This window comes from Citrobacter sp. RHBSTW-00671 (assembly GCF_014103415.1).
Lineage (GTDB): Bacteria > Pseudomonadota > Gammaproteobacteria > Enterobacterales > Enterobacteriaceae > Citrobacter.
This window is the reverse complement of record NZ_JABXPR010000001.1, coordinates 39,546-62,946: the sequence shown is the minus strand read 5'-3', so window position 1 is coordinate 62,946 and position 23,401 is coordinate 39,546. Positions and strand designations below refer to the sequence as shown.

Sequence of the window (23,401 nt, the reverse complement as noted above, 5' to 3'; positions counted from 1 at the left end):
AATCAGCGCGCAAATCAGGCCACCATTATCGGGTAGTGTGATTTTTTGAACCCGGATACTCTGCTTTTCGGCAAAAATTGTCCCAGAAAATCAGTTTTCGCCGGAACGAAAAGGCGAACTGAGTTTTTGGGAGTACTCGGTACAGAAGCCGGACGTTTTTCGTGCGTCCTCATGCCACCATGACGTCATCACCCCACGTTCTGGAGAGTCATGATGTCTGCACCCAAAATTACTTTTATCGGCGCGGGATCGACGATTTTCGTGAAGAATATTCTCGGAGATGTCTTTCACCGCGATGCGCTGAAATCCGCGCATATTGCTTTAATGGATATCGATGCCGCCCGCCTGGAAGAGTCGCATATTGTGGTGCGTAAGCTGATGGACTCAGCTGGCGCTTGCGGCCAGATTACGTGTTATACCGATCAAAAAGCGGCATTGCAGGATGCTGATTTTGTGGTGGTCGCTTTTCAGATCGGTGGTTACGAGCCGTGTACCGTGACCGATTTTTCCGTGTGTAAGCGCCACGGTCTGGAACAAACGATAGCCGACACGTTGGGGCCTGGCGGTATTATGCGCGCGCTGCGCACCATCCCGCATTTATGGCAGATTTGTGAGGATATGACCGACGTCTGCCCGCATGCCACCCTGCTTAACTACGTTAATCCGATGGCGATGAACACCTGGGCAATGTATGCGCGCTATCCGCATATTAAGCAGGTTGGGCTATGTCACTCGGTGCAGGGAACGGCGGAGGAGCTGGCCCGTGATTTGGATATCGACCCTACTTCTTTGCGCTATCGCTGCGCCGGGATCAACCATATGGCGTTTTATCTGCAACTGGAGCGTAAAACGGCTGATGGGACCTATGTCGATCTCTATCCGGAACTGCTGGCAGCTTATGCAGCAGGCCAGGCCCCGAAACCGAATATCCACGGCAATACTCGCTGCCAGAACATTGTGCGTTATGAAATGTGCAAAAAATTGGGGTATTTCGTCACCGAGTCGTCGGAACACTTTGCTGAATACACGCCGTGGTTTATCAAACCGGGTCGTGAAGATCTGATTGAGCGCTATAAGATTCCGCTGGATGAATATCCGAAGCGCTGTGTAGAGCAGCTAGCGAACTGGCATAAAGAGCTGGAAGAGTACAAAACGACGGCGCGCATTGATATCAAACCGTCACGGGAATATGCCAGCACAATCATGAACGCTATCTGGACCGGAGAACCCAGCGTGGTGTATGGCAATGTTCGTAACGACAACCTGATCGATAACCTGCCGCAGGGCTGCTGTGTCGAGGTGGCTTGTTTGGTTGATGCCAATGGTATTCAGCCGACAAAAGTGGGTGCGCTCCCGTCTCATCTGGCGGCGATGATGCAAACGAATATCAATGTTCAAACCCTGCTGACGGAAGCTATTCTGACGGAGAATCGCGATCGTGTTTATCACGCGGCGATGATGGATCCGCATACCGCAGCGGTGTTAGGGATTGAGGAGATTTATGCGTTGGTGGATGATCTGATTGACGCGCACGCCGAGTGGTTGCCGGCCTGGTTGCATCGATAAGGTCCATCTTGCGTCTGCCGGATGAACGTTATCGATATCCGGCAGTCGGTATATTTAGTTGGCGCTTACCAGCCCGTAGCGGCGCAGCTGTGCACAGTGAACTCGCGCCAGTACAAGCACAGTCGTTAGCGCGCCGAGCAGGGCGCAGAACATATCCGACTGGGTATCCCATGGATCGCCCTGCGTACCCAGGAAGTCATCCGCGCCTTGTCCCATCGCCAGTGCCGCCCACCATTCAATGAGCTCATAGGTGGCGCTGATTGCCAGTGCTACGCAGCAGACTAAAAACGCTAACATCTTGCGGCCGCGGACAATATTGCCGCGGACTAAAATCTCTCTTGCCGTCAGCGCTGGCACCAGTCCCTGGAAAAAATGACCCAGTTTGTCATAGGGGTTGCGACTGAGATCCAGCCACGCCTGCACTTCAAAACCAATGGGGACTTTGGCATAGGTATACATGCCGCCAACCATCAAAATGATGGCATGAAAGAAGATAAGCGTGTAGAGCATGGGAGTCAGCGGGTAACGCTTCATGGTAGCGAGCAGCAATGGCACAACAATAATGACCGGCGTTACTTCCATCAGCCAGGTCAATTTCTCGGTGGCGCAGAAGCCGGTGTAGATAAGGATCAGCGCCAGCACTATAGCGCCAGTGTTCAGTATTACAGGATTCAGTGTGCGGAGCATGGCGAATTCACAAGTAATGGAAAATATTACTATTCACTGTGAACGGCAAAAATTCAACGCCAGTTAATGGGGGGATAAAGTTGGCCCGGGGGGATCACTGGGCTGGCCCCAAAAAATTTGGTGTCAGTCCAGTGCCGGGCCGAATAGGTTACTTCGCGCAGTTAGCGCATTGTTTGCTCACGATTTGCTGGAAGAAATCGTTGCCTTTGTCATCGACCAGGATGAAAGCAGGGAAATCTTCAACTTCGATTTTCCAGATGGCTTCCATTCCCAGCTCCGGGTATTCCACGCATTCCAGATGCTTAATGCTCTGCTGCGCCAGTACAGCTGCCGGACCACCGATGCTACCTAAGTAGAAGCCGCCGTGTTTATGGCAGGCGTCGGTCACTTGCTGGCTGCGGTTACCTTTTGCCAACATGATCATGCTGCCGCCATGGGACTGCAGTAGGTCAACATAGGAGTCCATACGACCCGCAGTGGTTGGACCCAAAGAACCTGACGGGTAACCTGCCGGCGTTTTCGCCGGGCCTGCGTAGTAGATCGGGTGATCTTTCACGTACTGCGGCAAACCTTCGCCGGACTCGATACGTTCTTTCAGCTTCGCGTGGGCGATGTCGCGACCCACAATGATTGTACCGCTCAGCGACAGACGGGTGGATACCGGGTACTGAGAAAGCTGGGCAAGGATCTCTTTCATCGGACGGTTAAGGTCAACTTTAACCACTTCGCCTTCGCCGGCCTGGCGCAGAGATTCCGGGATGTACTGGCCTGGGTTATGTTCCAGTTTTTCAATCCAGATACCTTCGCGGTTAATCTTGGCCTTAATATTCCGGTCTGCGGAGCAGGAAACGCCCATGCCTACCGGGCAGGATGCGCCGTGGCGAGGCAGTCGAATCACACGAATGTCGTGAGCGAAATATTTCCCGCCAAACTGGGCGCCGAGGCCGAGTTTCTGGGCCTCGATCAGCAGTTCCTGTTCCAGTTGCAGATCGCGGAATGCCTGACCGTGAGCGTTACCTTCAGTCGGCAGCGCATCATAGTAGTGTGTGCTGGCCAGTTTCACCGTTTTGAGGGTGCTTTCTGCTGACGTACCACCAATCACAAACGCGATGTGGTATGGCGGGCAAGCTGCAGTCCCCAGCGTACGCATTTTCTCAACCAGGAAGTTTTTCAGTTTGCCGGGCGTCAGCAGTGCTTTCGTTTCCTGATACAGATAGGTTTTGTTGGCAGAACCGCCGCCTTTTGCCACGCACAGGAATTTATATTCGTCGCCGTCCACGCTGTACAGGTCGATTTGCGCAGGCAGGTTAGTGCCGGTATTCACTTCTTTGTACATATCCAGCGCCGCGTTTTGCGAGTAGCGCAGGTTATCTTCAATATAGGTATTAAATACGCCTCTGGAGAGCGCCGCTTCGTCACCGCCACCGGTCCAGACGCGTTGGCCTTTTTTACCCATGATAATGGCCGTGCCGGTATCCTGACAGGTTGGCAATACGCCTTTGGCGGCGATTTCGGAGTTTCTCAGGAATTGCAACGCAACGTATTTATCGTTTTCGCTGGCTTCAGGATCATGGAGTATGGAGGCGACTTGCTGTTGGTGTTCGGGGCGAAGCATAAAGGAGGCATCGTGGAAGGCTTGCTGGGCCAGTAGCGTAAGTGCTTCAGGTGCTACTTTCAGGATTGACTCGCCTTCAAACTCGCCGACGCTGACATGATCGGATGTCAGCAGGTAGTACTCAGTTTTGTCTTCCCCCAGTGGGAAAGCCGCCTGGTAAGTGAATTCAACTTTTGACATTTGCTTCCAGCCTTTTCATTTTTATCAGGAATTTAAAAATTCTCTGCGTCTTAAAGGTGGCGTGCCGTACCATAGCGGACGGCACGCGAAGTGTGCTTACAGGAAACCGTACATTGCGGCGAAGACCCAACCAAAGACACAGGATACGCTTACGCCGATCAAACCAGGCAGAATGAAGCTGTGGTTGATAACGAAACGGCCAATGTGGGTGGTACCTGAACGGTCAAACTGAATAGCAGCCAGATCGCTCGGGTAGGTCGGCAGAATGTAGTAACCGTAACATGCCGGAGCAGAAGCAACGATGTACGCTGGATCAACCCCGATAGCCAGTGCGACCGGAACGATAGCGGCCAGCGCTGCAGCCTGAGAGTTTACAAACTTGGAGACCAACAGCAGGACAACCGCATAGGCCCACGGATATTCTTTCACCATCTCGCCCAGTACGCCCTGAATTTCAGACATATGCGCACCGAACATGGTTTCCGCCATCCAGGCAATACCGTACACCGCAACAATCGCGATCATACCTGAACGGAAGACTTCATTTTTTGAGATAGATGCGGGATTCGTTTTGGTTAAGATGATAATCAATGCGCCAGTCAGCAGCATGAACATCTGGATAACCAGTACCATTGACAGCGGTTTGCCACCAAAAGAAGGGCGCAGTTCAGATACAGCGCCGAGCACGGCAACCACGGCGATGGCAGCGAGGAAGATCCACATTGCCAGCCAGTTACTTTTCGGCAGTTTTTTGTCTAACAGTGTTGCCGTGTCGCCATACACATAGTGATGGTTTTCAGGTACGGAAATAAACTTCTGGAACTCTTCGTCTTTATCCAGATCTTTACCACGGAACCAGCTGAAAATACCGATAGCCAGGATACCCAGCAGGGTAGATGGAATGGTGATGCCGAGCAGGTCGAGGAATTCGAGGTGCTTGCCTTCAAATGTCACGTTACCCAGCATCGCAACCAGCGAGACAACAGCGACGGAAACCGGGCTGGCGATAATCCCCATCTGTGCACCGATAGAACTCGCCGCCATTGGGCGTTCCGGGCGAATATTGTTCTTAATGGCGACGTCATAAATGATTGGCAGAATGGTATACACCACGTGACCGGTACCGCACAGGATAGTCAGGGTACAGGTAACAAATGGTGCAACGATAGAAACGTATTTTGGGTTACGACGCAGCAGTTTTTCAGCAATTTGCAGCATAACGTCAAGACCGCCGGAGGCTTGCAAGGTTGCAGATGCGGCCACCACGGCAATAATAACCAGCATTACATCAACAGGGGGTTTACCCGGCTGGAGATGGAACACGAAAACCAGAATAACCAGACCGATACCGCCTAACAAACCCAGCGCGATACCGCCCTTTCTGGCGCCATAAAACAAACAAATTAATATTATGAGAAGTTGTATACTAAATAACATTTTATTTACCCTCGCGAAAAACCCAGTCAATTTTTTGAAAAATGGATCTGTGGCACATTCTTTTTTGCCGGAATAAGCATCAAAAAATGGTCAGTATTCGATATGTCCGTATTTGCGATTAATGTTTAAATATCTGGCCAGAATTTTTTTATAAATTTTTGGCAATATTTAGCTTTTTTCTATGGCATTGATCAGAGGAGAGGATCCTCAGGCGATGGGAAGTAGAGCTGGTTATGAAGCGCTGCGGCTGACGCTGTAGTTTGGCTGGCTTACACCGGTTTCCCGGGTGCTGACCGTCGGTTCTACGTTGTCCGCTATTACGTGAAACACCGGTATACCAGGTGAGTGTATTCTTTATGTGATCGCGGTCACGCCATGTCATGTGGTAATGAGTCTGGCGTACGGATACGTTTATTTGCTCACAAAAATGTACGGTGTCCATAGTACGTAGCATGGTCTCCATTGCTACCAGCTTAGATTTTTATGTCTGATTAAATTCAGACTAATCCTTTAGGAGTAAAAATACACACTCTGTGAGTTAGTTAATACTTAATTAACTTTTGTTAGCGATTTTGAAATTAAAAACAGTGTGATGTTTATCAATAACAAAATAATAAATTTAACATGTCTGATACAAGTATATTTGATCTAACGCAAATTCACTATTTATCTGTTTTTGCGGGATGAAAAGGGATTTTTCATTATTTTAATAATTGTTACTTTTATATAACGAATAATCCCTGGGGGAGCGTTTTATTGGCAGTATTGTTTCAGTAATGAGTAATGCTCAGCCTGAACGCGGTAGCGGTAAACCGGTCGGCCAGTAACACCATAGTGGATACTGGTAAATAAGATATGACAATTGACGAGCCAGATAAGGTATTTACGGCACGAGACCCGGGAGATATTGACCTCGTTAGCTAGCTCATCCGTGGAGAACTCCTGGTCCTGATGCTCATCAATCCACTGGCACAGCGTACGTAACGTTTGTGGTGTCAGCCCCTTGGGTAAGCGCCGCGTTTCCTGCTCGCTGGACGCGCTACCATGAATCAGCTGATCAAGCTCTGACTGTTCATAGTACTGGTGCTTCTCCATATCCGTTTTCTTCTGCAGCCAGTTGGTTAAGGCTTCTTCAAAGCGTGAGGCCTGAAACGGTTTGATCAGATAGTCAACGACACCGTAGTGGAGTGAGTCTTTGATGGTTGTCGCATCGGCAGCGGAGGAGATGACGATGACATCACATTTACAGCCTTCGCTGTGCAGAATGGGTAACAGGTCCAGACCGTTTTCTTTCTGCATATAAATATCCAGTAGAACCAGGTCAATATGATGTTCGCCATGAAAGATGATCTCTTTGGCTTTTTCGAGAGTAGAGGCCGTTCCACAGCAATGAAAACCAGAGAGCTGCGCGACATAACGGCGGTTTAACTCCGCTACCATTGCATCGTCATCGACAATTAAGACATTGATCATCTGCTGGCCCTCTCACCATTCCACGGTAACTGTACAAAAAATTGGGTGAAGACCCCAGGTTCGGATTCGACGGAAATATTGCCGCCAACGTTTTCAACCTGCTGTTTCACAAGTGCTAAACCGACGCCTCGTTCGGTTCCTTTTGACGAGACGCCCTTCTCAAAGATGTGGTCGATGTGTTCGGGGGCGATCCCCGGACCATCGTCATTCACTTCGCAATGCAACCAGCCGTGTCGATAATGTAAGGATACGCTGATCTCACCCCCCGGTTCTTGACCTAGCGCCTCCAGGGCGTTTTCAATCAAATTACCCAGCACGGTGATCAACACCGCCACCTGATCTTCATTACTGTTTTCCGGCAACTGGCTTTCATTACTAATGATCAGGCTATGACCTGAATCAGATGTGCGATTAATCTTACTGAGTAAAAAGCCTGCGATCACCGGTGATTTTATTTTGCCTAACAGTGAGCCAATCTCTTCCTGATAATTGTTGGCCGTCTTAAGGATGTAATTTTCCAACTGCTTATAACTTTTCAGGTGCAATAATCCCAGAATCACGTGTAACTTGTTCATGAATTCGTGGGATCGTTCACGAAGTGCATCGGCATAGTTGACCATACCATCCAAACGTTGCATGAGTTTACGGACTTCGGTCTTGTCTCTGAACGTTGAAATTGCCCCGATGATTTTGCCATTGCTGAGCACTGGAACGGTGTTGATTAAAAGCAGCCGGTCCTTCACCGTGATCTCCTCATCACGGCGTGGCGTTCCATCACGTAGTACCTGCGAAAGGTCGACTACCTGAGACCACGCATGGCTGAGCGTGGAAAGCTGGGCATCATCCTGCGACTTACGGTAATCCAGCAGCTCCTGAGCGGCCTGGTTTATTAGCGTGACCTCACCACTATCATCAACGGCAATGACCCCCTCCTTTATAGAGTGCAACATCGCCTGGCGCTGTTCGAACAGGTTGGATATTTCATAAGGCTCCAGACCAAACAGAATGCGTTTGAGAACCTTCACCAATACCCAGGTACCGAGTAACCCAACCAGCACGCCAAATAAGATGGACCAAAATATACTGCCGCGGCTGTTATTGATCTGTTCAGTGACCCTGCTTAGCTCGAGACCAATCGACACAACCCCAATCTGCTGGTGATGTTCGTCATAAATGGGGGTGAAAACGCGTAGCGCTTTAGCCAGAAAGCCGCGATTAATGGCAACGTTCTCTTTGCCCTGTAACGCCAACAGGATGTCGTCGCCTTTAAACGGTTGGCCGATGCGTTGTGCTTCAGGGTGCGAATAACGAATGCTTTTCATATCAGTGACAACGATGAATAAAAAATCGTTGCGCTTATTTACTGCCTGAGCAATTGCCTGGATACCGCTGTCCTCAGGCTTTTTCTTGAGCCCTTCGCGGATCTCAGGAGAGTTTGCCAACGTTCGCGCTACCGCAAGCGCTTTGTCTGCTAATGCATCACGTGTCGTGTTGCTGATTTGCGAGAAGTAAATCAAATGAACGACGAGCAGCACAGAAAAGAGGACAGCGCTGACCATGAGGATCACGGTTGTGCCGAGTTTCATCGGGCGTTTGCGTATAGCAGTTCGTTGCAGAGGGTGTCTCATCGCAGTCCTGGAATCACTATTTGTACGGGTATTATCGCCTGATGAGGTACGTAATTCAAAGGTAGTAGGGGGGCCGGGCGCTCCCGCCGCCATCCCTTCTTATATATGTAGTAGAAAACGGGCATCCGTTATTTTCTTTCTATATAGAAAAGAGAATTCAATGTTGGTTTCTTCTTTTTCCGGGATGTGATGCAGGAAATATTGACGGCTTTGTGGATAACTCTGTGTGTAAATGGGTATAAGGCGGGCTTTTGCTGGGGATTGCAGCAGTCAGTCATTTTTCTGTCATTTAAGGGTTGCGGGCCACAGGAAACTCCCTATAATGCGCCTCCATCGACACGGCGGATGTGAATCACTTCACACAAACAGCCGGTTCGGTTGAAGAGAAAAACCTGAAAATGAGGGTTGACTCTGAAAGAGGAAAGCGTAATATACGCCACCTCGCGACAGAGCGCTAAAGCGCGTCGCAACTGCTCTTTAACAATTTATCAGACAATCTGTGTGGGCACTCGAAGATACGGATTCTTAACGTCGCAAGACGAAAAATGAATACCAAGTCTCTTGAGTGAACATACGTAATTCATTACGAAGTTTAATTCACGAGCATCAAACTTAAATTGAAGAGTTTGATCATGGCTCAGATTGAACGCTGGCGGCAGGCCTAACACATGCAAGTCGAACGGTAGCACAGAGGAGCTTGCTCCTTGGGTGACGAGTGGCGGACGGGTGAGTAATGTCTGGGAAACTGCCCGATGGAGGGGGATAACTACTGGAAACGGTAGCTAATACCGCATAACGTCGCAAGACCAAAGAGGGGGACCTTCGGGCCTCTTGCCATCGGATGTGCCCAGATGGGATTAGCTAGTAGGTGGGGTAACGGCTCACCTAGGCGACGATCCCTAGCTGGTCTGAGAGGATGACCAGCCACACTGGAACTGAGACACGGTCCAGACTCCTACGGGAGGCAGCAGTGGGGAATATTGCACAATGGGCGCAAGCCTGATGCAGCCATGCCGCGTGTATGAAGAAGGCCTTCGGGTTGTAAAGTACTTTCAGCGAGGAGGAAGGGGATGTGGTTAATAACCGCATTCATTGACGTTACTCGCAGAAGAAGCACCGGCTAACTCCGTGCCAGCAGCCGCGGTAATACGGAGGGTGCAAGCGTTAATCGGAATTACTGGGCGTAAAGCGCACGCAGGCGGTCTGTCAAGTCGGATGTGAAATCCCCGGGCTCAACCTGGGAACTGCATCCGAAACTGGCAGGCTAGAGTCTTGTAGAGGGGGGTAGAATTCCAGGTGTAGCGGTGAAATGCGTAGAGATCTGGAGGAATACCGGTGGCGAAGGCGGCCCCCTGGACAAAGACTGACGCTCAGGTGCGAAAGCGTGGGGAGCAAACAGGATTAGATACCCTGGTAGTCCACGCCGTAAACGATGTCGACTTGGAGGTTGTGCCCTTGAGGCGTGGCTTCCGGAGCTAACGCGTTAAGTCGACCGCCTGGGGAGTACGGCCGCAAGGTTAAAACTCAAATGAATTGACGGGGGCCCGCACAAGCGGTGGAGCATGTGGTTTAATTCGATGCAACGCGAAGAACCTTACCTACTCTTGACATCCACGGAATTTAGCAGAGATGCTTTAGTGCCTTCGGGAACCGTGAGACAGGTGCTGCATGGCTGTCGTCAGCTCGTGTTGTGAAATGTTGGGTTAAGTCCCGCAACGAGCGCAACCCTTATCCTTTGTTGCCAGCGGTCCGGCCGGGAACTCAAAGGAGACTGCCAGTGATAAACTGGAGGAAGGTGGGGATGACGTCAAGTCATCATGGCCCTTACGAGTAGGGCTACACACGTGCTACAATGGCGCATACAAAGAGAAGCGACCTCGCGAGAGCAAGCGGACCTCATAAAGTGCGTCGTAGTCCGGATTGGAGTCTGCAACTCGACTCCATGAAGTCGGAATCGCTAGTAATCGTGGATCAGAATGCCACGGTGAATACGTTCCCGGGCCTTGTACACACCGCCCGTCACACCATGGGAGTGGGTTGCAAAAGAAGTAGGTAGCTTAACCTTCGGGAGGGCGCTTACCACTTTGTGATTCATGACTGGGGTGAAGTCGTAACAAGGTAACCGTAGGGGAACCTGCGGTTGGATCACCTCCTTACCTTAAAGAAACGTACTTTGTAGTGCTCACACAGATTGTCTGATGAAAATTAGCAGTAAAAATCTCTGCAGGCTTGTAGCTCAGGTGGTTAGAGCGCACCCCTGATAAGGGTGAGGTCGGTGGTTCAAGTCCACTCAGGCCTACCAAATTTTTGCTGATGCTGCGTTGCGGCGACACTCACATACTTCAGTATGCTTCGTGTCACCACGCCTTGCTTCAACAAAAATTAAGGTGAATGAGATAACTACGATGGGGCTATAGCTCAGCTGGGAGAGCGCCTGCTTTGCACGCAGGAGGTCTGCGGTTCGATCCCGCATAGCTCCACCATCTTTACTGCAAAAAACCAAGAAAACTTCAGAGTGTACCTGAAAAGGTTCACTGCGAAGTTTTGCTCTTTAAAAATCTGGATCAAGCTGAAAATTGAAACGACACACTGTTTCATTTCTCCGTAATAAGAAATGAAAAATGGTGTGTTCGAGTCTCTCAAATTTTCGCAACACGATGGTGTTTTACGAAACATCTTCGGGTTGTGAGGTTAAGCGACTAAGCGTACACGGTGGATGCCCTGGCAGTCAGAGGCGATGAAGGACGTGCTAATCTGCGATAAGCGTCGGTAAGGTGATATGAACCGTTATAGCCGGCGATTTCCGAATGGGGAAACCCAGTGTGTTTCGACACACTATCATTACGTGAATACATAGCGTAATGAAGCGAACCGGGGGAACTGAAACATCTAAGTACCCCGAGGAAAAGAAATCAACCGAGATTCCCCCAGTAGCGGCGAGCGAACGGGGAGCAGCCCAGAGTCTGAATCAGCATGTGTGGTAGTGGAACGGTCTGGAAAGTCCGACGGTACAGGGTGATAGTCCCGTACACAAAATCGCATGTGTTGTGAACTCGAAGAGTAGGGCGGGACACGTGGTATCCTGTCTGAATATGGGGGGACCATCCTCCAAGGCTAAATACTCCTGACTGACCGATAGTGAACCAGTACCGTGAGGGAAAGGCGAAAAGAACCCCGGCGAGGGGAGTGAAAAAGAACCTGAAACCGTGTACGTACAAGCAGTGGGAGCCTCTTTATGGGGTGACTGCGTACCTTTTGTATAATGGGTCAGCGACTTATATTCTGTAGCAAGGTTAACCGAATAGGGGAGCCGAAGGGAAACCGAGTCTTAACTGGGCGTTAAGTTGCAGGGTATAGACCCGAAACCCGGTGATCTAGCCATGGGCAGGTTGAAGGTTGGGTAACACTAACTGGAGGACCGAACCGACTAATGTTGAAAAATTAGCGGATGACTTGTGGCTGGGGGTGAAAGGCCAATCAAACCGGGAGATAGCTGGTTCTCCCCGAAAGCTATTTAGGTAGCGCCTCGTGAATTCATCTTCGGGGGTAGAGCACTGTTTCGGCTAGGGGGTCATCCCGACTTACCAACCCGATGCAAACTGCGAATACCGAAGAATGTTATCACGGGAGACACACGGCGGGTGCTAACGTCCGTCGTGAAGAGGGAAACAACCCAGACCGCCAGCTAAGGTCCCAAAGTCACAGTTAAGTGGGAAACGATGTGGGAAGGCACAGACAGCCAGGATGTTGGCTTAGAAGCAGCCATCATTTAAAGAAAGCGTAATAGCTCACTGGTCGAGTCGGCCTGCGCGGAAGATGTAACGGGGCTAAACTGTGCACCGAAGCTGCGGCAGCGACACTATGTGTTGTTGGGTAGGGGAGCGTTCTGTAAGCCGTTGAAGGTGTCCTGTGAGGGGTGCTGGAGGTATCAGAAGTGCGAATGCTGACATAAGTAACGATAATGCGGGTGAAAAACCCGCACGCCGGAAGACCAAGGGTTCCTGTCCAACGTTAATCGGGGCAGGGTGAGTCGACCCCTAAGGCGAGGCCGAAAGGCGTAGTCGATGGGAAACAGGTTAATATTCCTGTACTTGGTGTTACTGCGAAGGGGGGACGGAGAAGGCTATGTTAGCCGGGCGACGGTTGTCCCGGTTTAAGCATGTAGGCGGGAAGTTTAGGTAAATCCGGACTTCTTTTAACGCTGAGGTGTGATGACGAGGCACTACGGTGCTGAAGTAACAAATGCCCTGCTTCCAGGAAAAGCCTCTAAGCATCAGGTAACATCAAATCGTACCCCAAACCGACACAGGTGGTCAGGTAGAGAATACCAAGGCGCTTGAGAGAACTCGGGTGAAGGAACTAGGCAAAATGGTGCCGTAACTTCGGGAGAAGGCACGCTGATATGTAGGTGAAGTGATTTACTCATGGAGCTGAAATCAGTCGAAGATACCAGCTGGCTGCAACTGTTTATTAAAAACACAGCACTGTGCAAACACGAAAGTGGACGTATACGGTGTGACGCCTGCCCGGTGCCGGAAGGTTAATTGATGGGGTTATCCGTAAGGAGAAGCTCTTGATCGAAGCCCCGGTAAACGGCGGCCGTAACTATAACGGTCCTAAGGTAGCGAAATTCCTTGTCGGGTAAGTTCCGACCTGCACGAATGGCGTAATGATGGCCAGGCTGTCTCCACCCGAGACTCAGTGAAATTGAACTCGCTGTGAAGATGCAGTGTACCCGCGGCAAGACGGAAAGACCCCGTGAACCTTTACTATAGCTTGACACTGAACACTGGTCCTTGATGTGTAGGATAGGTGGGAGGCTTTGAAGCGTGGACGCCAGTCTGCGTGGAGCCGACCTTGAAATACCACCCTTTAATGGCTGGTGTTCTAACGTAGACCCGTGATCCGGGTTGCGGACAGTGTCTGGTGGGTAGTTTGACTGGGGCGGTCTCCTCCTAAAGAGTAACGGAGGAGCACGAAGGTTAGCTAATCCTGGTCGGACATCAGGAGGTTAGTGCAAAGGCATAAGCTAGCTTGACTGCGAGAGTGACGGCTCGAGCAGGTGCGAAAGCAGGTCTTAGTGATCCGGTGGTTCTGAATGGAAGGGCCATCGCTCAACGGATAAAAGGTACTCCGGGGATAACAGGCTGATACCGCCCAAGAGTTCATATCGACGGCGGTGTTTGGCACCTCGATGTCGGCTCATCACATCCTGGGGCTGAAGTAGGTCCCAAGGGTATGGCTGTTCGCCATTTAAAGTGGTACGCGAGCTGGGTTTAGAACGTCGTGAGACAGTTCGGTCCCTATCTGCCGTGGGCGCTGGAGAATTGAGGGGGGCTGCTCCTAGTACGAGAGGACCGGAGTGGACGCATCACTGGTGTTCGGGTTGTCATGCCAATGGCATTGCCCGGTAGCTAAATGCGGAAGAGATAAGTGCTGAAAGCATCTAAGCACGAAACTTGCCCCGAGATGAGTTCTCCCTGAGACTATAAGTCTCCTGAAGGAACGTTGAAGACGACGACGTTGATAGGTCGGGTGTGTAAGTGTAGCGATACATTGAGCTAACCGATACTAATGAACCGTGAGGCTTAACCTTACAACGCCGAAGGTGTTTTGGCGAAAGACAGACATCGAAATTCAGCTTGATTACAGATTACATCAGAACGCAAAAAGCGGTCTGATAAACAGAATTTGCCTGGCGGCTGTAGCGCGGTGGTCCCACCTGACCCCATGCCGAACTCAGAAGTGAAACGCCGTAGCGCCGATGGTAGTGTGGGGTCTCCCCATGCGAGAGTAGGGAACTGCCAGGCATCAAATAAGTGAAGAAGCCCATCCTGACGGATGGGCTTTTTTGCGTCTGCGTGTTTTTCCGGAAACAGGCGGATGAACCGGACTGAATGTATGTTGTAGGCCTGATAAGCGCAGCGCATCAGGCACTCCCGACGGCATTTTGCCGGATGCGGCGTCCCGCCTTGTGCCAGACCCGGAATTTGTCCATGCCCTCACTTTGCAAACATTCTTGATTTCCTCATTAGGCTGCTCCCTTTAATACCCAGTCTGAATTTCCTGTATTACTCCCCCGAAAATATCAGGATCTCCCGCGGCAGTTACGTGTACCTTTATCTATGAGTGAGAGTCTATCCGGAGAATAAAGTGCTCGGAAAAATGGTATTAAACTACATGCCAGGGCTAAAAAATTTATTAGCGTACGATAAAAGCTGGCTAAAACATGATGTTAAAGCCGGGTTATCCGTTGCTGCCGTAGCACTACCGGTTGCGATTGCTTATGCTGAGTTGGCGGGAGTCGGGGCTATAGTCGGGCTATATTCCTGCGTGTTGCCAATGCTAGCTTATGCGCTATTTGGTTCTTCACGCCAGTTGATTGTTGGTCCTGATGCTACGACCTGCGCGGTGATTGCGGCCGTTGTGGTTCCTCTTTCTGCCGGAAACTCAGAACTTCACTGGCAATTGACGATTGTCATGACTGTGATGATGGGAGGATGGTGCCTACTTGCCAGTAAATTTCGCCTGGGTGCTCTTGCTGACCTGCTTTCTCATCCCATTCTAACGGGTCTGCTTAACGGTGTTGCCGTGACGATTATTGTTGGGCAACTCGGTAAGGTGCTGGGGATTACGCTTGATGAAGAGCAAGTGATTGAGAAGATCATTGCCCTGCCAGGCCGACTCTCAGAAATTCATTTCTTAACCTTAGGGATCTCTATCTTAACGTTAGCTATTTTAATGGCGATCAAAACGTTTCGTAGCCAATGGCCAGCACCGTTGATTGCCATTGTGATAACAACGGCGCTGGTCTGGATCACATCTGCACAGCAGTATGGTATTGCCACTATTGGGGGGGCGGGCTTTCAGTCTGGTTTGCCTGTCGTCCACTGGGGCTCGTTTAAGCCAGGTCTGGCGCGTGATTTATTGATCCCCGCACTGAACCTGGCTCTAGTCAGTTTTGTTAGCCTGATGCTGACCGCTCGCAGTTTTGCCGCGAAAAATGGATATGAAATAAATGCTGATGCTGAGTTCAGGGCGTTGGGGGTTGCGAATCTGATGTCTGGTTTATCTCAGGGGTTTGCGATTAGCGGAGCCGATTCCCGGACTGCGGTAAATGATTCCACGGGAGGGAAAAGCCAGCTGGTTTCCGTTGTTGCAGCCTTAATCATCGGAATCGTTGTGGTATTTTTCACGCAGCCATTACAATTTATTCCGGTCTCTGCATTAGGCATTGTTCTAATATATGCATCGTGGTCATTGATTGATTTACGCGGACTCTGGAATCTAAGGCGAAGAAATAAGCCTGCATTTCGCCTGGCGTTCTTCACCTTTGGTTGTGTTCTGGTTATTGGTGTTATTCAGGGGATTGCCCTTGCGGTATTGCTTGGCCTGTTGCAGTTCCTGCGCACAGTTTTTCGTCCTACTGAACACTTATTGGGAATTGACGAAAATGGGATGATTCACTCATTAGGTAATTCAACCGATGTGAAAATGATCCCCGGCGTGTTGATATACCGATATAACTCACCGCTGACCTATTTTAATGTGGCTTATTTTAAACGCCGCGTTTTGAATTTAGTCGATGGGGCAGTGTTACAACCGAAATGGGTGGTCATTGACGCCGTGTCTTGCTTTACCTATTCAGATATCAGCGTCCTGGCAACCATTAATGAGTTAAAGCGGGACCTGAAAGGTCGACAGATTAAGTTAATTCTTGCAGGGCGTAAAACCGAGTTAACACGCTGGTTTAAGGATAGTCGACCAACAATGAAAGATGACGACATGATTCTGGCGCCAGACCTTTATTTGGCGCTCCGGTTCATTCAAAGCAAAGAAAGCATGAATGAGGATGAACCCAGCGTTGTTGAATAAACCAAATTTAGGAAAATGCTCAGGCTGGATATTGGCCGGAATCCAGACAGCGAGAAAACCAGCCCGTGGCTGATTTTGCGCAACCAACAAAACGCCGGGGCCCTCTGTTTATATCCGAACCTCATGGGGGGGGAGTGGAATCAGGTTTATAAGCAACTGATGGCGGTGAATCACTTTCCAGCTTGGCCATATCTGCCGTTTGCCATAGAAGAAAATGGTTGCCCTGGCCTACGGTTAAGCACGTCAGAAATAGAGGTGTGCCTGATACCGCTGCATTTTTCAGAACCATGATGGTTCCCTGAGAAGGTTAAACTGTCGTCATGGGTGAGGCGTTGATGCTTCGAATGGTATTTGTGGTTACACAACGCACTGGCGCAGTGACCAGAGAGGGGAGCTCCTGGCGGCGAATAATCGAATGGAGTTCGATGGAGACTCCGTTTCTCCAATAGCAAAAAACCCGCCATGGGCGGGTTTTTCTAAATAGTGGTGCCGGACTCGGAATGGATTTTGTTTTGTAATTGCATTGATTAGAATGGTTTTTATCTTGTTCCATAAACGTTGAGGCCCCCATTAAGGCCCCCTTCTGCAAAGGGTCAAAATTTGATGGTTGAACAGGAACTTTTACATCCATCTGAATACTATTTGATGGCAAGGTATAGTGATCTACTACGGAATCGCAGTGAGCACCATCCATGTTTGAAAATGATACCATAATTTGGTTCCTTACTGTTTAGTGGGCAACGCCCCTGGATAGTGTTTCGCGATAATGTCGTTCAGCTTATCGACCAGCTCCGATCGCCTGAACGTGATATGGACAGTTCCCTTCTGAAAATACTTAATCACAGACATCTCATCCTCATAACGGGTGCTATGCCTGTTCTCATGGATATGGTCGCTTAACCGGCGCGTGACGTCGGCGCGATTGTCGGGGATGGCCTTCCCATCCAGCAGCATCAGCATGCGCTCAAGGTCCGTTAACCGGTCACGCTGCCAGCCCCAGTTCAGACCAAATCCCCACCGGTCATATTTGACAAGCCCCGTCACGATGATTTTCCCGCCAAACCTACAGGGGCTGTTTGTCTTAAAATTCCAGCTCAGACCTTTAAACACGTTAATCACACCTCGTTCAAACACCTCACCTTTATTCAGATGCAGTTGTTCGAATGTGTTGAGAATATTCTCTTCACTGATAGCCGGAATATCGTCTTTCTCCAGGCTGTTGTACCACTCGTCGCGGACCTGTGCGTCCATGAGCGCCAGCATTCCCGAGCGTTGCATCAGATCCCGCCATATACCACGATCGATATTGCGAGTAATGGCTTTCATGGCCGTATCAGTATCCTCCATCAGCCAGCAGTCGTAGCTGTATTGCCGCATTCCCTATTCATTCGCTTTACCACCGCCGATGCTGCGGGTCAGCGTCGAGATATCGTCAAGTTGTTGTATCAGCGTTTCAATCTGTGCAATCGCGAAATTACGTCCGGTGATGATGCGCTCAATACTGGTAGAACAAATCACATCGGTATGGCCGGTTAACACTTCAGGTTCGGTGAGGGTAAGATCTGACATTTTAATTTCCTTTATATAAAGCAAAGCGCCAGCCGGTAAGGGCTGGGGCTTATAGGTGTGTGGTGAGTATGGTTCGGTGGCTAACAGGTTCTGGTCTGTTGCAGAAGCTGAAGATGGCGGAGATTACGAACATCGTTTCGCGCCTGCTCAATCCAGGGCAACAGCACTGCTGAATCCGTCTTGTCTTCGTCGTTGTCGAAAATAATGCCGGTGTTGCAACTGATGTTGTCCTGCAGCCAGCCAATCAGAATGTTGAGAGCCACTTCGGTGGTTAATTCCGGCATGTAAAAACCTTGTGGTGATTGAGGTGGGGTTACCAGTCAAAGGTTGTAAAACTTGGTAGCACTTCGCCAAAGGCATCCAGATGAACAATGCCAGCGGCGTAGCGACGCATAAGCGTCACTAATAACCGACGGCAGGCTTTTGACAGACCGAGGCGTTTGAGGCGTAAGACCGGAAACGACCACGCGCCCAGGTGGAGCAGATAACCCGAGCCGGTATAACTAATCCATTCAGACTCGCCAAAGTCTTCATGCTGGTGTGAAAGGGTAAACAGCAGAGCATTGTCTTCCGCCGTGATATGTGCAGTGCTGCACTGAATGCCGTTCAGGCGGGCAACGGGCGGAATTGGATCTTCAACAATCAATTTCCCCGGTTCGTCAGCAACGAGAAGCGAATAACCGTTCTGGTTCACCACATTGATCAGGTCGGTCAGTTCAATACCGTCAATGTCTACGACGATCCGGCCCATGTTGAGGGCCAGTACGTTGATGGCATCGGCTTCCACCGTCAGGGACAGCTTCATGGTTGCACCTCACGGTATTTGCCGGTGGTGATGTCGGTAACGGCCCTGTAGCTATGACGGGTCATCAGCCCGGTGGCTTTGCGGGCGCGGAGAATATCGATACTGGTGAGAAGCGGCGACTGAGTTTCCGCGTTAAAACCGCGACGATCAGTGCGTACCAGGTCGTATTTCTCCACGATGAAATTCACCGCGTCGCACAGTGAGATACCGGCATCGATATGCTCTTGGATCACACCATCTTTGCCAAATGGCGTGTCGTTGAGCGTCAGACCGTAGTGACGGTCCAGCAGGTGACTCAGGAGGCGCTGCCAGATCGCCACGGGTGACGGGCGTGGCGAAACCTCCCGTTTCGGAGGAACAGGTTGTGTTTGCATAATGGAAACCTTTACTGGTGAGTTAAACGAAGGAAAACTGCCGGGAGGTTTATTCTGTTGTTGCAGGTGTCGGGTAAATTGCGAGATAGACGTACCCGTGCGAGCCGAGGCTGTCGGCCTCGCATATCAGCCCTTTTGCATACAGCGTGACGCAGTGCTGATGACGGGGATTCAGCTCACCGGAAAGCAGCATCAGCTCCAGTTGCTTCAGCAGTAGCGGGAATGCCTGGTCGAGATGGCGTAAATCCGCGTCGCTGAAGGTGCCGGTGATGCTGGCGCGGTCGTTCAGGTAATGCAGCCGGTTGCCCTCCTGCACCAGACGTGCGCCAAAACAGGGGGTGATATCGCGTTTAAGCCCCCACCAAGGGGCGGCGATATCGTGGTTTACAGGCGGTATTGTATTCGACAATTTTAGCCTTCCTTAAACGTGAATTAATTCAGCGTAACGCTGCGTAATACGACGTACGGGCCGTTGCGGTCCTGACGGTGTTCTGCGAAGACGGCGAGCACGCCGCTGATATCCTGCACTTCCCGACCTGCGTAGTGGCAGATGCTGCCGGACCATGTGTATTTGCCGGCACAGAAGCGAAACAACCGGGACTGCGGATGCTGGCGGTATATCGCCATCGCCTGGCGTTTGCTGATGATTTTCATCGTTATTCTCTCCTTAAAGCCACCCTCTCTCAGCAAACGAGACGATCTCCATGCCGCCCACCACCAGGTGATCAAGCAGTCGGATATCAACCAGCTCCAGCGCCTGCTGAATACGCGTAGTGACCTGACGATCTGCATTGCTGGGTTCGGCAAGGCCTGACGGGTGGCAATGCGCCACAATGACAGCGGCACAGTTATGCTTCAGACCGGCCTTAACCACCTCGCGGGGATGGACCTGCGTATGATTGATGGTGCCGGTGAAGAGCGTTTCGTGGGCTATCAGACGATGCTGGTTATCGAGGAAGAGTACAGTGAATACTTCACGCTCCAGTGAGGCGAGTTGCAGACGCAGCCAGTCACGAACGGCGGTGGTGGAGGTAAAGGAGGCGCCGGGCTCGCGTAACTGGCGTTCCAGCAGGGTCAGCGCACGTCGGATAGTGCGCTGTGCGGCGGGAGATATTCCCCCGCTGTCGGGGGGGCAAGGGGTTATATTCATTGGCTTTTCCTTTATGTTGACCCGTCCGGGATTGATGTGTTGTACAGTTTCACGGCAACGACGAACTCGTCGTGCTGGGATTCAAACCATGACCAGATAGGGAAGAGAGAGGTGCCCGTCAGAAAATGCAGGAAGAGTTCGTCGGTCACAACGTCTCCGTCCTCATCCCTGACCGTTATTTTCCCCAGCGCATCCCACAGGGTATTCAGGTGAGACAGTTCATACGACATGGCGGGATGCTCAGTCGATGATGTGCATGATGGCGCTGCATTCCGGGTGACTGAGCGCGTAATCCCGCAGGCGGTAGTAGTGCTCCGTCATGGCATCGCATTCGGTGCGCATGGCATGGTGGCTGTAAGTCATCAGACAGACGGCAATCCCCGCAGCGTCGGCACTGAGTTCACCGCCGTTGCCGTTCATAGTGTTGAACAGCGACCACGGTTCATTGTTCTCCGCTTCCGGGGCCATAAACGCACCACCGTTGCTGAGCGTATAAAAATTCCAGATACCGCCGTTGTAGTCGGCGCAGAAACGGTCCATCCACGCGAAGACCGTCGGCTCAAGGATTATCCACTGCGGTATGCTGCCGAAGTACTGCGGCCAAAAGCCGATGCGCTGCTCGTCCTGTACGAGGGTGGCAGTCAGCGCTGGCGCAGAACCGGCAGGTTGTGGCGGTAACGGAAGGGTATCGTGAAGGTTAATAATGTCGGTCATGTTAGTTTTTCCTTGTTTATTTATCGGGTTGGGGATGCTGGTTCAGCAGGAGTGACGGGCAGGACTGCGCATAGCCATCTTCATCGCACCGTGAGGGCCAGATGCTGTCAGACACAGACAGTCGGCACAGGCTGAGCTCGCCGGGACGGTAGCAAAGATGTCTGCACCAGGCGCAGAGGTCATCGTCGGAGATGGAACGGCAGCCGGACTGGTTTTGCAGGGAAACGGGCCAGACAGCCGTCAGACGGGTATTTGCAGGAATGTGCTGCATCAGCTCAGTGCCTGCTGCAGTTCTTCGGCCATCACCCAGAGCGCGCGGTTGAGTTTGATATCCCCGTCGATACCGTTAACCGCACGAGTGTGGGTACGTTTACCCTGCGCGGTGCGTCCGCTCAGCCCGCCTTTCAGCAACGATTCCTGAATGCGGTTATAAACGGTCCACAGGTCGTCCTGATGGTCCTCATACCGTCGCGGTGTCAGTATCTGCGCTGCGGTCACCGGCTGATATTCTTCACCAAAGCGGTATGTCAGTGCGGCGTTCGCCAGGGCATGTTGCGCGGGTGCTGGTAGTCGAAGTGACTGCATGGCCTCGCGCTTTTCTTCCACCCGATCAAAGACACCGAGCACTTCATAAGCCCCCTCAATCACTTTCCCGGCCACATCGCCACGATGCGGTACACGAATTTCACCGAACGACTGTCCGCAGACGAGCCCGTTGGTGCAGATGGCTCTGAACAGCCCCGGCAGCATCTGGTATGAGCTGCTACCATCGTGCGAGTTAAGCAAAATGATTTCGGGAACCTGCTGGCCGGTTATCTGACCGGTACGACGCAGGCGCAGCAGATGTTTGGTGTGCTCCCGGCGGTCAGGGTCGCGTACGCGTGACTGGCAGGCGAAGAAGGGTTCAAAGCCTTCGCGTTGAAGATTTTCGAGCAGAGTAATGGTGGGTATGTAAGCGTATTTTTCGCTCCTGGAACCGTGGCGATCTGCACTGAATACGCTGGGAACGACCTGCATCAGTTCTTCGCGGGTTAACGGACGATCGCGACGGATCTGGTTTGTCCGTCCAAAGCGGCTGGCTAGTCTCATGGTAAATTCCTTATTGTTGATTTAACGGCATAAACAAAAAAGCCATGCTCCTGTGGGAGCATGGCTTTTTTGTGTGGTCGCTATTGGGTTAAGCTGTGGTGTGTCAGTGTTTGGGGATCCCGTGGCTGAGCAGATAGCGGTTAAGCCATTCCCCGGCACTGGCTTCAAAATTCCAGGCCCGCCAGATTAACGTCCCCTCGCTGTCGCGAATAACCAGCCGAAAGTGCGTACCCTGGTCATCTTCTATAGTGACGTTGTGGTAAAGCGTGACCACGGCTTCAGCCTGTCGGCGGGTGAATTGCCCTGGCGGTAACGACGTATCGTCAGTGACTTGCATATTCAGTTCCTGATGAATGGCATAAAACAAAATGCCCCGCTCAGTGAGCAGGGCATCAGTGGGTTAAGTGTGTGGCAATAAGCTGCAGTATCTGTTCCATGAGCGCTGTGATTAAGGCACCTGCGAGCAGGGTTGCCGCCTGTCTGGCGATGTAAATACTGTCTTCGTCATAGCCTTCTTCGCGGAAGTGGTCTTCCACAAACTGCTGCGCCCGGCTGCTGGCGCACCACGTCAGCACCTGACGCAGGGTGTTGAGCACGATTTTCAGGAATGTCATTGGGTCAAATCTCAGAGGGGGGATCCGGATGAATCTGGGGCACAAGGAATGCCCCGGCCGGATAATAAGAGGAGAGCTGCGTTACTGCGGTGACGGAGACTCCGGCGGCACAGGGGCCTGACCATGAATAATGCGGTGCTTCGCCAGTGCCTGCGGCATATCGTTGATGCAGTATGTAATGTAGAAGACGTTGAGCACCACGGTATAAAACGCATTCATCTTCAGGTCAAACCGGAAGGTGTTCAGCGCATAGTGTCGCAGTGCTGCTCTGGCCTTAAAGGCCCAGACGATGTACATCACGCCGCAGGTGAGCGACAGAATGCCGCTTAAGGCCAACAGTGTATCGCTGCCCGTGTCGTAGCCCGCCAGGTCCGGTGAGGCCATCACGCCGAACTGTCGTCCGAGCCCAAAACAGACGGCGAGCCAGATGATAAACAGATTGCCGCAAACCGGATATCCGGTGGTGTCGCTGATAATCTGCTGTTTTCGGTACAGCCACAGTAACGGCCAGATGCCGCAGGTGGCGACGGTGAGTAGAACAAAATGCAGGGTTGGCGTCGTCAGTCGCTGGCTGAGTGTCGAAATGTCGGTCATATCGTATTGTCCTTGATTGATTTTGCTGTAA

21 protein-coding genes, 2 tRNA genes, 3 rRNA genes and 1 pseudogene are annotated in these 23,401 nt (G+C 51.3%); 7 read left to right on the top strand and 20 right to left on the bottom strand.

Annotated elements, in window-relative coordinates; all coding sequences use genetic code 11:
- Positions 1-210: 210 nt before the first annotated feature.
- Positions 211-1,566: an alpha-glucosidase/alpha-galactosidase gene (locus HV261_RS00345; protein ID WP_202037126.1), complete on the top strand. Its 1,356-nt coding sequence runs from the start codon at positions 211-213 to the stop codon at positions 1,564-1,566.
- A 54-nt stretch (positions 1,567-1,620) separates the two neighbouring features.
- Here HV261_RS00345 and HV261_RS00340 read toward each other — a convergent pair whose 3' ends face one another.
- The 5 genes from HV261_RS00340 to HV261_RS00320 all read right to left on the bottom strand — a co-directional run bounded on the left by HV261_RS00340 (position 1,621) and on the right by HV261_RS00320 (position 8,586).
- On the bottom strand, positions 1,621-2,253 hold the full coding sequence (locus tag HV261_RS00340; RefSeq protein ID WP_202037125.1) for a DUF2238 domain-containing protein: 633 nt from the start codon (positions 2,251-2,253) through the stop codon (positions 1,621-1,623).
- A 148-nt stretch (positions 2,254-2,401) separates the two neighbouring features.
- Positions 2,402-4,048 (bottom strand): class I fumarate hydratase FumA, encoded by a 1,647-nt coding sequence (gene fumA / locus HV261_RS00335; RefSeq protein ID WP_137382873.1) that lies wholly within the window; start codon positions 4,046-4,048, stop codon positions 2,402-2,404.
- A gap of 96 nt (positions 4,049-4,144) precedes the next feature.
- A complete protein-coding gene (gene dcuB, locus HV261_RS00330) occupies positions 4,145-5,485 on the bottom strand; it encodes an anaerobic C4-dicarboxylate transporter DcuB (RefSeq protein ID WP_137382872.1) in 1,341 nt (446 codons plus the stop codon).
- A 753-nt stretch (positions 5,486-6,238) separates the two neighbouring features.
- Positions 6,239-6,958, bottom strand: a complete 720-nt coding sequence (gene dcuR / locus HV261_RS00325; protein ID WP_202037124.1) for a two-component system response regulator DcuR — start codon at positions 6,956-6,958, stop codon at positions 6,239-6,241.
- On the bottom strand, positions 6,955-8,586 hold the full coding sequence (locus HV261_RS00320; protein ID WP_202037123.1) for a sensor histidine kinase: 1,632 nt from the start codon (positions 8,584-8,586) through the stop codon (positions 6,955-6,957). Before HV261_RS00320 ends, dcuR begins: the two co-directional genes overlap by 4 nt.
- A 614-nt stretch (positions 8,587-9,200) precedes the next feature.
- Between HV261_RS00320 and HV261_RS00315 the strand changes: the two genes are divergently transcribed.
- The 6 genes from HV261_RS00315 (at position 9,201) to HV261_RS00290 (ending at position 16,461) form a co-directional block, all read left to right on the top strand.
- A 16S ribosomal RNA gene (locus tag HV261_RS00315) occupies positions 9,201-10,742 on the top strand.
- Positions 10,743-10,811: 69 nt separating this feature from the next.
- Positions 10,812-10,888: transfer RNA gene (locus HV261_RS00310), tRNA-Ile, on the top strand.
- Between the two features lie 105 nt (positions 10,889-10,993).
- Positions 10,994-11,069, top strand: a tRNA-Ala gene (locus tag HV261_RS00305).
- Positions 11,070-11,275: 206 nt separating this feature from the next.
- Positions 11,276-14,182: ribosomal RNA gene (locus tag HV261_RS00300) — 23S ribosomal RNA — on the top strand.
- A 98-nt stretch (positions 14,183-14,280) separates the two neighbouring features.
- Positions 14,281-14,396: ribosomal RNA gene (gene rrf / locus HV261_RS00295) — 5S ribosomal RNA — on the top strand.
- Together the 16S, 23S and 5S rRNA genes with 2 tRNA genes alongside form the textbook arrangement of a ribosomal RNA operon.
- 343 nt (positions 14,397-14,739) lie before the next feature.
- Positions 14,740-16,461, top strand: a complete 1,722-nt coding sequence (locus HV261_RS00290; protein WP_202037122.1) for a SulP family inorganic anion transporter — start codon at positions 14,740-14,742, stop codon at positions 16,459-16,461.
- A 307-nt stretch (positions 16,462-16,768) separates the two neighbouring features.
- Here HV261_RS00290 and HV261_RS00285 read toward each other — a convergent pair whose 3' ends face one another.
- The 15 genes and pseudogenes from HV261_RS00285 to HV261_RS00215 form a co-directional block, all read right to left on the bottom strand.
- Positions 16,769-17,173 carry a hypothetical protein gene (locus tag HV261_RS00285; protein WP_202037121.1) on the bottom strand — a complete coding sequence of 135 codons (405 nt, stop codon included), beginning with the start codon at positions 17,171-17,173 and terminating at the stop codon, positions 16,769-16,771.
- Positions 17,174-17,184: 11 nt separating this feature from the next.
- A pseudogene (locus HV261_RS00280) lies at positions 17,185-18,030 on the bottom strand (DUF4942 domain-containing protein).
- An 80-nt stretch (positions 18,031-18,110) separates the two neighbouring features.
- Positions 18,111-18,314 carry a DUF957 domain-containing protein gene (locus HV261_RS00275; RefSeq protein ID WP_009652505.1) on the bottom strand — a complete coding sequence of 68 codons (204 nt, stop codon included), beginning with the start codon at positions 18,312-18,314 and terminating at the stop codon, positions 18,111-18,113.
- 29 nt (positions 18,315-18,343) lie between these two features.
- Positions 18,344-18,835, bottom strand: coding sequence for a DUF5983 family protein (locus tag HV261_RS00270; RefSeq protein ID WP_009652438.1), 492 nt, complete (start codon positions 18,833-18,835; stop codon positions 18,344-18,346).
- On the bottom strand, positions 18,832-19,209 hold the full coding sequence (locus HV261_RS00265) for a TA system toxin CbtA family protein (RefSeq protein ID WP_016154457.1): 378 nt from the start codon (positions 19,207-19,209) through the stop codon (positions 18,832-18,834). Before HV261_RS00265 ends, HV261_RS00270 begins: the two co-directional genes overlap by 4 nt.
- A 49-nt stretch (positions 19,210-19,258) precedes the next feature.
- Positions 19,259-19,618, bottom strand: a complete 360-nt coding sequence (locus HV261_RS00260) for a type IV toxin-antitoxin system YeeU family antitoxin (protein ID WP_009652436.1) — start codon at positions 19,616-19,618, stop codon at positions 19,259-19,261.
- Positions 19,619-19,641: 23 nt separating this feature from the next.
- Positions 19,642-19,863, bottom strand: coding sequence for a DUF987 domain-containing protein (locus HV261_RS00255; RefSeq protein ID WP_009652392.1), 222 nt, complete (start codon positions 19,861-19,863; stop codon positions 19,642-19,644).
- Between the two features lie 13 nt (positions 19,864-19,876).
- Positions 19,877-20,359, bottom strand: a complete 483-nt coding sequence (locus HV261_RS00250; RefSeq protein ID WP_016154455.1) for a RadC family protein — start codon at positions 20,357-20,359, stop codon at positions 19,877-19,879.
- A gap of 11 nt (positions 20,360-20,370) precedes the next feature.
- Positions 20,371-20,589: a hypothetical protein gene (locus HV261_RS00245; RefSeq protein ID WP_009652503.1), complete on the bottom strand. Its 219-nt coding sequence runs from the start codon at positions 20,587-20,589 to the stop codon at positions 20,371-20,373.
- 10 nt (positions 20,590-20,599) lie between these two features.
- The gene (locus HV261_RS00240) at positions 20,600-21,073 is read right to left on the bottom strand and encodes an antirestriction protein (RefSeq protein WP_009652453.1); all 474 of its coding nucleotides are present in this window, start codon (positions 21,071-21,073) and stop codon (positions 20,600-20,602) included.
- Positions 21,074-21,089: 16 nt separating this feature from the next.
- Positions 21,090-21,344: a hypothetical protein gene (locus tag HV261_RS00235; protein ID WP_009652519.1), complete on the bottom strand. Its 255-nt coding sequence runs from the start codon at positions 21,342-21,344 to the stop codon at positions 21,090-21,092.
- Complete coding sequence (locus tag HV261_RS00230; RefSeq protein ID WP_009652424.1) at positions 21,344-22,162, bottom strand: DUF932 domain-containing protein; 819 nt, start codon at positions 22,160-22,162, stop codon at positions 21,344-21,346. The genes HV261_RS00235 and HV261_RS00230 overlap by 1 nt, the downstream gene beginning before the upstream one ends.
- Before the next feature lie 103 nt (positions 22,163-22,265).
- Entirely contained in the window at positions 22,266-22,499 is a 234-nt protein-coding gene (locus HV261_RS00225; RefSeq protein WP_009652474.1) for a DUF905 domain-containing protein, read from the bottom strand.
- Between the two features lie 55 nt (positions 22,500-22,554).
- Positions 22,555-22,776 (bottom strand): hypothetical protein, encoded by a 222-nt coding sequence (locus HV261_RS00220; RefSeq protein WP_032950095.1) that lies wholly within the window; start codon positions 22,774-22,776, stop codon positions 22,555-22,557.
- Between the two features lie 81 nt (positions 22,777-22,857).
- Positions 22,858-23,370, bottom strand: a complete 513-nt coding sequence (locus HV261_RS00215; protein ID WP_032950094.1) for a DUF4234 domain-containing protein — start codon at positions 23,368-23,370, stop codon at positions 22,858-22,860.
- Positions 23,371-23,401: the final 31 nt, after the last annotated feature.

Bases quoted from the DNA above. Each gene is read 5' to 3' on its own strand.
- fumA (WP_137382873.1), bottom strand. From the start codon at position 4,048: ATGTCAAAAGTTGAATTCACTTACCAGGCGGCTTTCCCACTGGGGGAA.
- HV261_RS00225 (WP_009652474.1), bottom strand. From the start codon at position 22,499: ATGCAAGTCACTGACGATACGTCGTTACCGCCAGGGCAATTCACCCGC.
- HV261_RS00345 (WP_202037126.1), top strand. From the start codon at position 211: ATGATGTCTGCACCCAAAATTACTTTTATCGGCGCGGGATCGACGATT.
- dcuR (WP_202037124.1), bottom strand. From the start codon at position 6,958: ATGATCAATGTCTTAATTGTCGATGACGATGCAATGGTAGCGGAGTTA.
- HV261_RS00265 (WP_016154457.1), bottom strand. From the start codon at position 19,209: ATGCAAACACAACCTGTTCCTCCGAAACGGGAGGTTTCGCCACGCCCG.
- HV261_RS00245 (WP_009652503.1), bottom strand. From the start codon at position 20,589: ATGTCGTATGAACTGTCTCACCTGAATACCCTGTGGGATGCGCTGGGG.
- HV261_RS00230 (WP_009652424.1), bottom strand. From the start codon at position 22,162: ATGAGACTAGCCAGCCGCTTTGGACGGACAAACCAGATCCGTCGCGAT.
- HV261_RS00215 (WP_032950094.1), bottom strand. From the start codon at position 23,370: ATGACCGACATTTCGACACTCAGCCAGCGACTGACGACGCCAACCCTG.
- HV261_RS00275 (WP_009652505.1), bottom strand. From the start codon at position 18,314: ATGCCGGAATTAACCACCGAAGTGGCTCTCAACATTCTGATTGGCTGG.
- HV261_RS00255 (WP_009652392.1), bottom strand. From the start codon at position 19,863: ATGAAAATCATCAGCAAACGCCAGGCGATGGCGATATACCGCCAGCAT.
- HV261_RS00270 (WP_009652438.1), bottom strand. From the start codon at position 18,835: ATGAAGCTGTCCCTGACGGTGGAAGCCGATGCCATCAACGTACTGGCC.
- HV261_RS00250 (WP_016154455.1), bottom strand. From the start codon at position 20,359: ATGAATATAACCCCTTGCCCCCCCGACAGCGGGGGAATATCTCCCGCC.
- HV261_RS00285 (WP_202037121.1), bottom strand. From the start codon at position 17,173: ATGGTATCATTTTCAAACATGGATGGTGCTCACTGCGATTCCGTAGTA.
- HV261_RS00340 (WP_202037125.1), bottom strand. From the start codon at position 2,253: ATGCTCCGCACACTGAATCCTGTAATACTGAACACTGGCGCTATAGTG.
- HV261_RS00220 (WP_032950095.1), bottom strand. From the start codon at position 22,776: ATGACATTCCTGAAAATCGTGCTCAACACCCTGCGTCAGGTGCTGACG.
- HV261_RS00240 (WP_009652453.1), bottom strand. From the start codon at position 21,073: ATGACCGACATTATTAACCTTCACGATACCCTTCCGTTACCGCCACAA.
- dcuB (WP_137382872.1), bottom strand. From the start codon at position 5,485: ATGTTATTTAGTATACAACTTCTCATAATATTAATTTGTTTGTTTTAT.
- HV261_RS00235 (WP_009652519.1), bottom strand. From the start codon at position 21,344: ATGCAGCACATTCCTGCAAATACCCGTCTGACGGCTGTCTGGCCCGTT.
- HV261_RS00320 (WP_202037123.1), bottom strand. From the start codon at position 8,586: ATGAGACACCCTCTGCAACGAACTGCTATACGCAAACGCCCGATGAAA.